Raw genomic sequence first — 12,241 nt, 5'->3', positions numbered from 1 at the left:
TGCCGGTCCCGTTAGAGGATGTCGACGCCGACGCCGCCGATGCCGACCAGGCCGCCGATGCCGACGCCGTGGCCGACTCCGCTGCCGCTGCTGATGATGTTGCCGCCGCCGCCGATGGTGTTGCCGCCGCGGCCGAAGAGGCCTCCGCCGAGGATGCCGCCACCGAAGCCGCCGCCGTAGACGCCGCCGCCGTAGACGCCGCCACCGAAGCCGCCGCCGTAGACGCCGCCGCCATAGATGCCGCCGCCGTAGCAGCCGGCGCCGTACACGCCGCCGCCGTAGATGCCGCCGCCGTAGACGCCGCCCCCGTAGATGCCGCCGCCGAGGACGCCGCCGCAGCCGACGCCGCTGGTCACGGCCGTGGGGATGACGGTGGTGCCGTACGTGACGGTGCTCGTCGGGATGAAGGCCGGGGCGGCGCTGACGACGCCGACGCCGCCGCAGCAGTCGGAGGACTTCTTGGCGGCCTTGGCCTTGGCGGCGGCCTTGACGACCGACGTGGCGGTGACCTTGGCCGTGGAGGTGGAGGAGGTGGACGCGGACGCGGCCGCGGCCGGTGCGATGACGGCGATGCCGACACACGCGGAGGTGATGAGAAGACGACGAATCATTGTGGTTCCCCCTGGAAGGAAATCGTCGCGGCAGTGTCTGGGGCCTCTGGAACGGACCGTCTGCACGCGGCTACTCAAAGTAACGGGAGTGAGACTATCCAGCGACATGCTTTCTGGAGGGTCAAGAATGGTCAGCTTGTGGCAATGATCGCGGGGTCATAACCGAACGAACCTCGGTCGATCGCCGTTCCGAGCCGGCCGCGCCCGGCCCGTCGCGCCCCGCCGAATTCATTGATTACCAGGTCAGCTGGTATATCCGGCCGAGGCCGGCCTCCCGGCGGGCGGCGGGGCCGCGAAGGCCCGCCCCGCAGGGGAATCGTCACGGCGGAGGTCCGCCAGGGGTGCCGGGGGGAACGGCGCGGTGTCGTTTTCCCAGGGGGATCGGGAAACGTCACCGCAATTTAGGCATGGGTAATTCCAGGTGAAAAAAGCGGTCGGCTGGAAAGACATTTCACTGACGGGCTACTGCATGGGACGATTTCCCCTTAAATCGCGCTTGCCGTGCATTTCAGGGTGAGGGGGAGAGGCGCACGTGGGCTCCGGGCGGCAGGCCCAGCCGCTGGGAGGCGTCGCCGGAGTTGACCGCGAGCGCGACCAGCCCGGCCGAGTCGGTGAAGGCCACGACCTCCCCGGGCGGGACCGCGGCGAAGGTCTCCTTGAACGGCACCGAGAGCCGTCGCCTGCCCAGCCAGACCACCAGCGTGTCCCCCGGCTCGACGTCCAGCGTCACCAGGTCGCCGGAGCCGATCGACAGCTGGGCGTTGCCGTGCCGGTCGATCGAGAGCACCTCGCCCTCGACGTAGCCCTCCTGGACGGTGGAGGTGGGCGCGGGCAGCGAGACGAGCCGCTCCAGCGGGATCTCCGGCCCCAGCTCCGAGGGAGGGCACCCGATCGCCAGGTGCGCGGCCACCGGGGCGAAGAGGTCGCGCCCGTGGAAGGTCGGCGAGACCGGTTTCAGGAAGAGCTCCCTGTTGGAGAGCTCGTAGGCCGCCCGCGCGCCCCCGCTGGCGTGGATCGCCCACGACAGCAGCCCGTTGTCCGGGCCCAGGAACATGTGGTCGCCGGCCTCGACGGCCACGGCCCGGCGCGAGCCGCCGCCGGCGGGGTCCACCACGGCGACGTGCACGCCGGGGGGAAGGTAGGCGATCGTCTGGGCCAGGATCGCCGCACCGCGCCGCACGTCCCCCGAGGGGACCAGATGGCACACGTCAATGATTCGCGACTCCGGAGAGATTCCGACGATCACGCCGTGACATGCGGCGATGTAGCCGTCTTCCAGGCCGTAGTCGCTGAGAAGGCTGATGACAGAGGTCACATCTGGTGACTGTACGTCTCCACATCCGTCATGAACAGCACGAAATTCCGGACTATCCTGACTTCGGGCCGCGCGTGCGCGGTGTGATCGCCGCGTGCCCCGAGGATCCCGAGGAAGATCCCGAGGAAGGAGGAGGCAATGGACACCGCGCCGGGTTCCGGTGACGGCGCCGCTCCGGAGCCCGCTCCGAGGGCTCTCACCGACCGGGAGCGCGAGCTGCTCGCCTTCGAGCGCCAGTGGTGGCGCTACGCGGGCGCCAAGGAGCAGGCGGTCCGCGAGACCTTCGACATCTCCGCGACGCGCTACTACCAGTTGCTCAGCGAGCTCATCGACCTGCCGGCGGCGCTCGCCCACGACCCGATGCTGGTCAAGCGCCTGCGCCGGCTCCGCGAGACCCGGCGCCGCGATCGAGCCGCCCGGAAAATGGGCTTGCGCCCCTGATGTTCGGGTACGACCGGTCGGGCGGCGGTCGCGAGAGCGGAGCCGCCCATGACGGTGCACACACTCGACAGGCTGAGGCGAGCATGACGACGAACACGTCCGACGGGCTGAAGGCGATCGTCGCCGATCCGGCGGGGGCGGTGATCGGGCTCGACTTCGACGGCACGCTGTCCCCGATCGTCGCCGACCCCGCGGCGGCCAGAATCCACCCCGGCGGCGCCGAGACGCTGACCAGGCTCGGCCGCCTGGTCGGCGCCGTGGTGATCGTGACCGGCCGCCCGGCCGCCACGGCCGTCGAGTACGGCTCCCTGGCCGGCGTGCCGGGGCTGGTCGTGCTCGGGCACTACGGCCTCGAACGCTGGGAGGCCGGGGCGCTCGCCGCGCCGCCCGTCCACCCCGGCCTCGACCTCGCCCGCGCCGGGCTCGTCCCCCTGGTGGCGGGGATCGACGGGGTGCGGATCGAGGACAAGGAGCGGTCGGTGGCCGTGCACACCCGGCAGGCCGCCGACCCGTGGGCGACGCTCGACGCGCTGCGCGAGCCGGTCGCCGCGCTCGCCGCCGGGGCGGGGCTGGTGGTGGAGCCGGGCAAGTTCGTGCTGGAGCTGCGCCCGCCCGGGATGGACAAGGGGGTCGCGCTGAGCGCCTTCCTGGGCGAGCGGGCCGCCAGGTCGGTGCTGTTCGCCGGGGACGACCTGGGGGACCTCCCGGCGTTCGCGGCCGTGCGGGCCTCCGGGCTGCCGGGCGTGACGGTGTTCAGCGGGTCGCCCGAGATCGAGGTGGAGGCCGACATCGTGGTGGACGGGCCGCCGGGGGTGCTGGAGCTCCTCACCTCGATCGCCGACGCCGTCGAGAACGAGGCGCGGGGCGGGGTGTAGGGCGTCCGCTCAGGCGGGGCGCCCGCCCGGGAAGGTCCGGCCCTTCCCGGAACCCGCCCGCGCCCGCTCGTGGATCTCTCGCCCGGGCAGGATCGGCCCGCTCGGGGATCGCCCGCCCGAAACCGGTCCGCTCAGGCGGGGGCGGTGCCCGCCCGGGAAACCCCTCTCGCGGTGATCAGCAGCCCTCCGACGGCGAGGCCGATCAGGGCGGGGACCATGAGGAACGCCCGCTGGGTGCCGAACCCGTCGGCCAGCGCGCCCAGCAGGAACGGCCCGATCCCCACCGCGAGCCCGGCGAAGACCGAGGCCATCGCCGAGCCCCGGTCCCGCCGCCCGCCGGAGGCGGCCAGCACCCGTGACAGCGCCATGGGGAAGTGCAGCGCGACCCCCAGCCCCGACACGGCCAGGCCCGCGTAGGAGAGCACCGGGTTCGTGCTCACCCAGAAGATCGCCCATCCGGCGGCCGCGACCAGGAGGGCGCCGAGGAACAGCGTGGTCGGGGGGATCCGCAGGGCCAGCCACGCCCCGGCCAGCCGCCCGGCCGCCATCCCGGCGGTGAACGCGGCGACCGCGGTCGCGGCCACCGCCGCGGGCAGCCCGGTCTGGTCGGAGAACAGCTTGGCCGCCCACAGGTTGAAGCAGAACTCCATCGCGACGCAGCAGAACAGCACGGCCGAGGCCAGGTAGAACCGCCAGCCGAAGCGGGCCGCGCCCTCCCCGGCGCCGTCGGTGGTCCTCCGGGGCTCGGGGATCCGTACGCGCCCCATGACCAGCGCGAGCAGCGCGACCAGCACGGGGGTCACCAGCAGCGCGGCCCGCCAGCCGAGGGCGCTCTGCGCGGCGGCGCTGACCACGAACGGGACCCCGATGCCGACGGTCACGCAGACGGCGTTCGCCTCGCTGATCGCCGCCGGGCCCGCGGGGCCGTGCCGGTCGTCGAGCGCGGCCATGCCCGCGTACAGGGCGATCGAGGACATCCCGCTGGCGACGCCGTACCCGAGGAGGGTGACCGGCAGCACGGTGGGGGCCGCCGCGACCAGGAGCGTGCCGGCGCTCATCCCGGCCATCCCGGTCCAGATGACGGCCCGGCGGCCGATCCGCCCGGTCAGCCAGGGCAGGACGAGGCCGGTGAGGATGCCGCCGACGGCCATCGCCGTCCCGTGCAGGCCGGCGACCGCCTGGGACAGGCCCTGGTCGAGGCGGAGCAGCGGGAGCGCGGCGCTGAGGCCGTACAGGTAGGTGGCGAAGACGCCGAGCTGGAGGTAGATCAGCCAGGTCGCGCGGTCGCGGATCAGCCGGACGGGCGCGATCGGGGTCAACTCGGTCTCCCGTACACAGAAAAAGTGAAATAGCCGCAAAAACTATCTCATACGGGTCTAAATCTGGCTGACGGCCCGGGTGTCACCCGAGGGCGTCGAGCGGCTCCGGTCTCACCCCGGAGGGCGAGCGGCCCGAGTCTCGCCCGAGGGCGTCGAGCGGCCCGGGCGTCACCCGAGGGCGTCGAGCTGCTCGGCGAACCACCGGTGCGGGGGGAGCGCGGTCGCCGCGGCGGCCAGCAGGACGCCCCTCCTGGCGCGCTCGGCCGAGGGCATCGTGAGGCCCTCGTGCAGCGCGGCGGCCGTGGCCGAGACGTCGTAGGGGTTCACCGTCAGCGCGTGCTCGCCCAGCTCGGCGGCGGCGCCCGCCTCCCGCGACAGCACCAGCGCGCTGTACGGCGACAGGATCGGCCCCTCCTTGGCCACCAGGTTCATGCCGTCGCGGATCGGGTTGACCAGCAGCACGTCGGCCAGCCGGTAGGCGGCGAGCGAGCGCGGGTAGTCGTCGTCGACGTTGAGGATCAGCGGGTCCCAGTCCTCGGTGGCGTACTCGTCCTCGATCTCCTCGGCGCAGCGCTGCACCGCCGCCGTGTACTCGCGATATTCGGGCAGGTCGTGCCGGGAGGGGTAGGCGAAGGCGAGGTGCGTGACCCGGCCGTGCCACTCCGGGTGGGCCGCGAGGAACTGCTTGTAGGCGACCAGGCCCCGCACGATGTTCTTCGACAGCTCCGTCCTGTCGATCCGCACGATCAGCCTGCGGTCGCCCACCTGGGCGCGGAGCGCGGCCATGTGGGACTCCACGTCGGGCTCGGAGGCCCGGGTCCACAGCGCCTTGCCGTCGACGCCCAGGCTGTGGGTGCCGATCCGGGTCGTCCTGCCCGCGTGCGTGACCGTACGCTCCCCGCGGTCGACCCGCGCGCCGAGCACCGTCTCGCAGCAGTCCATGAACGCCCCGCCCCAGCGGGCGGTGAGGAACCCCGCGTGGTCGGCGCCCAGGATGCCTTCGAGGAGCTCGGCCGCGACGTCGTCGGGGAGCAGGTTGAAGTATTCGGGCGGCGCCCACGGCGTGTGCGAGAAGTGCGCCACCCGCAGGTCGGGGCGCTCCCCCCTGAGCATCGCCGGGGCCAGGCTCAGGTGGTAGTCCTGCACCATCACCCGCGCCCCGTGCGGGGCCTCCTCGGCGAGCGCCATCGCGAACGCCTCGTTGTACGACTGGTACGACTCCCACTCCCGGCGGAACCTGGCGTCGAAGTACGGCCGGTTGGGGGTGTCGTAGAGGAGGTGGTGGACGAACCAGAGGGTGGAGTTGGCGACCGCGTTGTAGGCGCGGTGGAAGGTCGCCGGGGGGATGTCGAGCATCCGCAGCGCCCCGGTGTCGTAGCCCGCCTGGTCGAGCCGGCCGCCGGGCGCCAGCCGCACGGCGCCGCGGTCGCCGTCGGACAGCGCCGCGCAGACCCACAGGACGTCGAGGTCCCTCGCGACCTCCGACAGGCCGGAGACCAGGCCGCCACCTCCCCTGCGCATGGACAGCGAGCCGTCCTCGGAGAGGGTGAAGGAGACGGGGCCGCGGTTGGAGGCCACCAGGATCGCGCTCATCGATTCTCCTTGAGCGTGGAGACCCCCAAGGTTAACCGGCACCTTGTCGGAATGTCCTCGCTCTTCGGGTCAAGGAAGGAAGGGCGTTCATCGAATTGTGTCAGCTCTTGTCAGCAGGTGGAGTGATGAGGCCCGCCATGTCACCCTTTTTGTGGCGGGGAGGGAGGGTCACCATCCGCGATCCCCGACCGTAGGATGTCCAGCGACCGTGACCGCTGATGGGGGCCCGTGATGGCGCTGGACGAGATGACCGAGGACCTGGCCCGAGCGGCCGCCCAAGGTGACCACCGCGCTCTCGGTGAGCTGCTGAAGCGGATCGAGCCCGCCGTGCTCAGGCACTGCGGCCGGATCCTCCCCTTCCGGCAGGACGCCGAGGAGGCCTGCCAGGACACCCTGCTCGCGGTGGCGCGCAACATCGGCCGCTTCGAGGGGCGTGCCCGGTTCAGCACCTGGCTGCACATCGTGACCGCCAACTGCGCCAGGACCACCTACCGCTCGCTGAAGCGCCGCGCGGCCGAGCAGAGCTCCGACGAGCTTCCGCTGCAGAAGCCGGACGTCGCCCGGGTGAGCGTGATCGCCGGGTCCCGGCTGGACCTGCTCGACGCGATGGAGGCGCTGGAGGCCGAGAAGCCGGAGCTGGCCCAGGCGCTGGTGCTGCGCGACATCTGCCAGCTCGACTACAACGAGGTGGCCGAGCAGCTGCGCATCCCGCTGGGGACCGCCAAGTCACGGATCCACCAGGCGCGCAAGTACGTCCAGGGCGCCCTGGGCGACGCCTACGGCTTCTGACCGGCCACCCGGTCCGGGGGCGTGTCCGCTTTGAGCGGCCGCCCGGGATGAGTGGGTTGCCCGGCACGAGCGGACTGTTCGACATGAGCGGGTTGCCTGGTCCGGGGGCGTGCCCGCTTTGAGCGGCCGCCCGGTGCGAGCGGGTTGCCTGACATGAGCGGGCTGCCCGGTCCGGGGGCGTGCCCGCTTTGAGCGGCCGTCCGGCCGGAGTGCCCGCCCGATCGGGGTGGGGCGTCGGCCCGGCGGGGCCGTGCCCGGCCGGGGGCGATGACCGGCCGGGAGCGGCACCCGGCCGCTGGGTGCCGTCCGGGAATCTCCTCCGCGTGGCGCGCGGCTTCGACGGCCTCGGGAGGACTCGTCTGATCTAAAGTGGCGTTGCCCGCGTCACGTGATCGATCGGTGACCCGCGGTGATCTCCCCTCACGCTTCTGGAAACCGAGGCCGAGGAGAGACCACATGTCCCGCAGACATGCCGCCGGCGCCGGGTGCGTCCTGGCGGTCATCGCACTCGCCCTGGCCGCCGTGCCGGCCGGCGCCGACCGCCGGGCGGCGAGCGCCCCGGGCACGACCGCCGCCTCGTCCGCGTCGGCCATGTCGCCCGCCTCGCCCGCCTCGCCCGCCTCGTCCGCGTTGGCCTTGTCGCCCGCGTCGGCCCTGTCTGCCGCGTCGGCCGTGATGCAACCCCCGCCGGGCATGCTGGAGGCGCTCCAGCGCGATCTCGGTCTCACCGCGGCCCAGGCTCAGGCCCGCCTGCTCAACGAGGCCCGCCTGACCCCGATCGCGCTGCGGCTGACCAAGAGGCTCGGTCCCCGTTTCGGCGGCACCTGGCTCCGGGGAAACAGCGCGCAGTCCCTGGTGATGGCCACCACCAGCGCCGCCGACATCCCCATGATCGTCTCCGCGGGCGCCCTGGCGGAGGTCGTCCCCAGGTCGTTCGCGGAGCTCGCCGCGATCAAGAAGAAGCTCGACAGCACCCTGCCGGCCCAGCCGCTCGTGTCGAGCGTGCGCTACGTCGACGTGAAGCGGAACAAGGTGGTCGTCCTCGCCCCGCTCCCCAACGTCGCCCAGACCGTCGTCGAGAGCGCCGGCGTGGACGAGACCGCGGTGGTCGTGCTGCCCTCCACCGAGGTTCCCCAGCCGCTGTACAACCTGGTGGGCGGGGAGGCCTACTACATCGGTGTCACCAGCCGCTGCTCGATCGGCTTCTCCGTGCTCAAGGGCACCCAGAACGGTTTCGTCAGCGCCGGGCACTGCGGCAGGACCGGCGACACCACCACCGGCTTCAACCGCGTCATCCAGGGCACCTTCCAGGGGTCGTCCTTCCCGGGCAACGACTACTCCTGGGTCGCCGTCAACGCCAGCTGGACGGCGACCCCGGCGGTGGACAACGGCGAGGGCGGCACCGTGCCCGTCGCCGGAGCCCGGGTCGCCATCGAGGGGGCCTCGGTCTGCCGGTCGGGCTCCACCACCGACTGGCACTGCGGCCTCATCCAGCAGCGCGACGCCAGCGTCACCTACCCCCAGGGCACCGTCTTCCAGCTGACCCGCACCAACGTCTGCGCCGAACCCGGCGACTCCGGAGGCTCCTTCATCTCCGTCGACCAGGCCCAGGGCGTCACCTCGGGGGGCTCCGGCGACTGCAGCCAGGGCGGCACCACCTACTTCCAGCCGGTCGCCGAGATCCTCACCGCCTACGGCCTGAGCCTGAGGACCACCGCGGGCAACCCGCCGCCACCGGTCACGGGCACCTGCATCGGCTTCCCGAACACCTACACCGGCACCCTGTCCGCCGGTCAGTCCGTCTACCAGCCGAACAACCTCTACTACCGCTCGACCGTCACGGGCCTGCACACCGGCTGCCTGGACGGCGTCGACGGCACCGACTTCGACCTGTACCTGCAGAAGTGGAACGGCGCGAGCTGGACGGTCGTCGCCACCTCCGACAGCGCGGGCCCCGACGAGAGGATCTCCTACACCGGCACGGCCGGCTACTACCGCTACCGGGTGTTCTCCGCGGCCGGCTCCGGCCCCTACACCCTGGGGTACCGGACCCCGTAGCCCGCGGCGACCGGGAGGAGAGGTGAGGTCCCCGCCGGGCCCGGCGGGGACCTCACCGGCTTTCCCCGGCGGGTGCCGGATGCCCCACGACCGGCGGACCGGCCCCGGTTGTCCGCTGGATAACACGTCATGTCTCGCACAGTGAGACAAGGAGTCAGGAGGGCGGCGGGGCGGGGTAGAGTGCTTAGGACCTGCGCGTCAGGTTCACAACTGAATATTTGCTCATCCAGAGGGGTGGAGGGACCGGCCCTGCGAAGCCCCGGCAACCATCCCGGTTCAAGACTCGCGATCTGCGCGAGGTCGGCCGGGACAGGTGCCAATTCCGGTCTGTGACCAGGGTGGTCCGCAGACGAAGATGAGGGAAAGGCCTCGCTTCATGGCGCTCGCAACCACTGAGAACAACCCCACCACCTCCTCCGGCCGTGTTGGCGGCGCGCGTGACCCGCGCTTCGGCCCCGCCGTGGCCCTCTCCTGCCGGGAGTGCGGTGCCCGCTACGACCTCGGCCCCAGCTTCGCGTGTAACGAGTGTTTCGGGCCCCTTGAGATCGCGTACGACTTCGGGCGTGTGACCCGGGAGCGGATCGCCGAGGGGCCGACCAACATCTGGCGCTACCGCTCGCTGCTGCCCGTCCCCGAGGACGTGGCCGGCAAGCCCAACATGGCGCCCGGCTGGACCAAGCTCGTCAACGCCGGAAACCTCGCCCGCGAGCTGGGGATCCGCTCCCTGCACGTGAAGGACGACTCCGGCAACCCCACGCACTCCTTCAAGGACCGCGTGGTGGCCATCGCCGTCGAGGCCGCCCGCAGCTTCGGCTTCCACACCCTCTCGTGCTCCTCCACCGGCAACCTGGCCGGCGCCGTGACCGCCGCCGCCGCGCGGGCCGGGCTGGACGCCTGCGTGTTCATCCCCTCCGACCTGGAGCAGGCCAAGATCGTCATGGCCTCCGTGTACGGCGGCAGGCTCATCGGCATCGAGGGCACCTACGACGACGTCAACCGCTTCTGCTCCGAGCTCATCGGCGACGAGCTGGGCGACCAGTGGGGCTTCGTCAACGTCAACCTCCGGCCCTACTACGCGGAGGGGTCCAAGACCCTGGCGTACGAGATCGCCGAGCAGCTCGGCTGGCGCATCCCCGACCAGATCGTCATCCCGGTCGCGTCGGGCTCGCAGCTCACGAAGGTCGACAAGGGCTTCAAGGAGCTGATCGCGCTCGGCCTGGTCGAGGAGAAGCCTTACAAGATCTTCGCGGCCCAGGCCGAGGGGTGCTCCCCGGTCTCCGCCGCCTACAAGGCGGGCCACGACGTGATCCGCCCGGTCAAGCCGGACACGATCGCCAAGTCGCTGGCGATCGGCAACCCGGCCGACGGCCCGTACGTCCTGGACATCGCCCGCCGCACCGGCGGGGCGGTCGAGGACGTCACCGACGCCGAGATCGTCGACGCGATCCGGCTGCTGGCCAGGACCGAGGGCATCTTCGCCGAGACCGCCGGAGGCGTCGTCGTCGGGGTGCTGCGCAAGCTGGTCGCCTCGGGAACGCTCGACCCCGACGCCGAGACCGTGGTCCTCAACACCGGCGACGGTCTCAAGACCCTTGACGCGGTCGCCGCGGAGGCGCGCCCGACCGCGGTGATTCGGCCGTCCCTTGACGCATTCCGTGCGGCTATCGCCTAGAAATCGTGAAAGGTACTGAATTATGAGCGTTTCTGTGCGGATTCCGACGATTCTCCGGACTTACACCGATGGTGCTGCCGAGGTGAACGGAGAGGGAGAGACCCTGCGCGATGTTCTGCAGAAGCTCGACGCGGACTTCCCGGGGATCGGGGCCCGGATTCTCGATGAATCGGGAAAGATCCGACGTTTTGTCAACGTCTATGTCGGGGATGAGGACGTCCGTTTTGTCGACAACCTCGACACGGCCACGCCCTCCGGCGTCCAGGTCTCCATCATCCCGGCGGTGGCCGGAGGCTGATCCTCCCGCCCTGGCGCGGCCCTGACCGTCCAGCGCCGCCCCAGCGCCATCCTGGCGCCACCCCTGGGGGCGCCCCGACTCCACGGCACCCGCCCGGCTCCGGCCGGGCGGGTGCCGTGTTTTATGACACAAGCTCATATTTGTGGAGAGGACGAGCAATGTAACCCTCAACTAACTAATAGTGATAATGAAACTTTGTTCTCGTACTAAAAGCTCTCGTAAAGAGGTAGTTTGGTGCTTGACTCTGTTGCCCTACCGCTTCCCACAGGTATGGTCGGAACGATCGCCGCGGCGAAGTCCGCTTCGGCGATTGAGGACTTCGCGAGAGGAATGGGCGTCGTCCTTAAGACCAGTAAGAGGAGTCGCAAGTGGCGCAGGGCACCGTCAAATGGTTCAACGCGGACAAGGGCTACGGCTTCATCGCGGTAGACGGTGGTAAGGATGTGTTCGTCCATTACTCCGCGATCATGATGGATGGCTACCGTGCCCTCGAGCAGGGCCAGCGGGTCGAGTTCGAGATCACCCAGGGTCAGAAGGGTCCGCAGGCGGAATCCGTCCGGGCGGTCTGACATAGCCGTTTCGTGAATTCGCAGGGAAGAACCGGTGGATCCCGCGGTATCGCAGTCCGCTGGATCCTCACCGCCTAAGCCCGGCTCGCCTTCCCCCCACAGGCGAGCCGGGCTTTCGCGTCGTACGGGGTGAGCGGGCCGGGTGCGCAGGCCCGGTGTGCGGGCAGGGTGCGCGGGGGATGTGCGCGCGAGTGACGCGCGGTGCGCCGGTGCGGCGGAGAGCCCGCGGGCGCGACACGAGGCCCGCGGGGTGACAGAGAAGGCCGCGACACGGGGCCCGAGGGGTGGCGGGGAAGGCTTCGGCGGGCCGATGATGACGTGCGGCCCACATCGGCGTGACGCGAGATCTACGCTGGTGTGACGCGGAGTTGACGTCTCCGTCCCGGGTGGCCCAGGTCAACGGATCGTGGCTTGCACTCGACAGGGTAGAGTGCTAAACAGATTGTTGGCACTCACGCATAGAGAGTGCCAATCCTGGATCGAGGCGATGGGGCCCGCCGAACGGAGTCGTGGGCCCACATGCCGTCGCGGGCGTCGGCTCGATCCGGTGTAAGCCACCCTGTCTCTGGGAGGTCTAGCCGTATGGCAGCCAAGATGATCGCGTTTAACGAGGACGCCCGGCGCGGTCTCGAGCGTGGCATGAACCAGCTCGCGGACGCCGTCAAGGTGACCCTCGGCCCCAAGGGCCGTAACGTCGTGCT

General features: G+C 71.0%; 11 protein-coding genes and 1 riboswitch. Of the genes, 7 read left to right on the top strand and 4 right to left on the bottom strand.

Annotation, left to right across the window (positions count from 1 at the left end):
• Positions 1–11: 11 nt before the first annotated feature.
• Both ABT053_RS42155 and ABT053_RS42150 read right to left on the bottom strand, forming a co-directional pair.
• Positions 12–611, bottom strand: a complete 600-nt coding sequence (locus tag ABT053_RS42155) for a hypothetical protein (protein ID WP_350977573.1) — start codon at positions 609–611, stop codon at positions 12–14.
• Between the two features lie 508 nt (positions 612–1,119).
• Positions 1,120–1,926: an SAM hydrolase/SAM-dependent halogenase family protein gene (locus ABT053_RS42150; RefSeq protein WP_350977571.1), complete on the bottom strand. Its 807-nt coding sequence runs from the start codon at positions 1,924–1,926 to the stop codon at positions 1,120–1,122.
• 138 nt (positions 1,927–2,064) lie between these two features.
• On the opposite strand from ABT053_RS42150, the gene ABT053_RS42145 reads away from it, so the two are divergent.
• Positions 2,065–2,367, top strand: a complete 303-nt coding sequence (locus tag ABT053_RS42145; protein ID WP_350977568.1) for a DUF3263 domain-containing protein — start codon at positions 2,065–2,067, stop codon at positions 2,365–2,367.
• 83 nt (positions 2,368–2,450) lie between these two features.
• Positions 2,451–3,242 (top strand): trehalose-phosphatase, encoded by a 792-nt coding sequence (gene otsB / locus ABT053_RS42140; RefSeq protein WP_350977566.1) that lies wholly within the window; start codon positions 2,451–2,453, stop codon positions 3,240–3,242.
• Positions 3,243–3,373: 131 nt separating this feature from the next.
• Here otsB and ABT053_RS42135 read toward each other — a convergent pair whose 3' ends face one another.
• Both ABT053_RS42135 and ABT053_RS42130 read right to left on the bottom strand, forming a co-directional pair.
• The gene (locus ABT053_RS42135) at positions 3,374–4,561 is read right to left on the bottom strand and encodes an MFS transporter (protein WP_350977561.1); all 1,188 of its coding nucleotides are present in this window, start codon (positions 4,559–4,561) and stop codon (positions 3,374–3,376) included.
• 168 nt (positions 4,562–4,729) lie between these two features.
• Complete coding sequence (locus ABT053_RS42130; protein WP_350977558.1) at positions 4,730–6,154, bottom strand: alpha,alpha-trehalose-phosphate synthase (UDP-forming); 1,425 nt, start codon at positions 6,152–6,154, stop codon at positions 4,730–4,732.
• A 231-nt stretch (positions 6,155–6,385) separates the two neighbouring features.
• On the opposite strand from ABT053_RS42130, the gene ABT053_RS42125 reads away from it, so the two are divergent.
• From ABT053_RS42125 to ABT053_RS42105, 5 genes are all read left to right on the top strand, one after another.
• Positions 6,386–6,943 (top strand): RNA polymerase sigma factor, encoded by a 558-nt coding sequence (locus ABT053_RS42125; protein ID WP_350977555.1) that lies wholly within the window; start codon positions 6,386–6,388, stop codon positions 6,941–6,943.
• Between the two features lie 456 nt (positions 6,944–7,399).
• Positions 7,400–9,001 carry a S1 family peptidase gene (locus ABT053_RS42120; RefSeq protein ID WP_350977552.1) on the top strand — a complete coding sequence of 534 codons (1,602 nt, stop codon included), beginning with the start codon at positions 7,400–7,402 and terminating at the stop codon, positions 8,999–9,001.
• Positions 9,002–9,220: 219 nt separating this feature from the next.
• A riboswitch (SAM riboswitch) is annotated at positions 9,221–9,363 on the top strand.
• Between the two features lie 14 nt (positions 9,364–9,377).
• On the top strand, positions 9,378–10,673 hold the full coding sequence (thrC, locus tag ABT053_RS42115) for a threonine synthase (RefSeq protein WP_350977549.1): 1,296 nt from the start codon (positions 9,378–9,380) through the stop codon (positions 10,671–10,673).
• Positions 10,674–10,695: 22 nt separating this feature from the next.
• Positions 10,696–10,971 (top strand): MoaD/ThiS family protein, encoded by a 276-nt coding sequence (locus tag ABT053_RS42110; RefSeq protein WP_350977546.1) that lies wholly within the window; start codon positions 10,696–10,698, stop codon positions 10,969–10,971.
• A 368-nt stretch (positions 10,972–11,339) separates the two neighbouring features.
• Positions 11,340–11,540, top strand: a complete 201-nt coding sequence (locus ABT053_RS42105; RefSeq protein WP_012895270.1) for a cold-shock protein — start codon at positions 11,340–11,342, stop codon at positions 11,538–11,540.
• The last annotated feature ends 701 nt before the right edge of the window (positions 11,541–12,241 follow it).

It is taken from the genome of Streptosporangium sp. NPDC002524 (genome assembly GCF_040295985.1).
In the GTDB taxonomy this organism is placed as follows: Bacteria; Actinomycetota; Actinomycetes; order Streptosporangiales; family Streptosporangiaceae; genus Streptosporangium.
The sequence above is the reverse complement of the archived record's forward strand: the minus strand, read 5'-3'. Positions and strand labels throughout refer to the sequence as shown.

Excerpts from the sequence above, each read along its gene's own strand:
- ABT053_RS42120 (WP_350977552.1), top strand. The coding sequence starts at position 7,400 with ATGTCCCGCAGACATGCCGCCGGCGCCGGGTGCGTCCTGGCGGTCATC.
- ABT053_RS42145 (WP_350977568.1), top strand. The coding sequence starts at position 2,065 with ATGGACACCGCGCCGGGTTCCGGTGACGGCGCCGCTCCGGAGCCCGCT.
- thrC (WP_350977549.1), top strand. The coding sequence starts at position 9,378 with ATGGCGCTCGCAACCACTGAGAACAACCCCACCACCTCCTCCGGCCGT.
- ABT053_RS42110 (WP_350977546.1), top strand. The coding sequence starts at position 10,696 with ATGAGCGTTTCTGTGCGGATTCCGACGATTCTCCGGACTTACACCGAT.
- ABT053_RS42125 (WP_350977555.1), top strand. The coding sequence starts at position 6,386 with ATGGCGCTGGACGAGATGACCGAGGACCTGGCCCGAGCGGCCGCCCAA.
- ABT053_RS42155 (WP_350977573.1), bottom strand. The coding sequence starts at position 611 with ATGATTCGTCGTCTTCTCATCACCTCCGCGTGTGTCGGCATCGCCGTC.
- otsB (WP_350977566.1), top strand. The coding sequence starts at position 2,451 with ATGACGACGAACACGTCCGACGGGCTGAAGGCGATCGTCGCCGATCCG.
- ABT053_RS42130 (WP_350977558.1), bottom strand. The coding sequence starts at position 6,154 with ATGAGCGCGATCCTGGTGGCCTCCAACCGCGGCCCCGTCTCCTTCACC.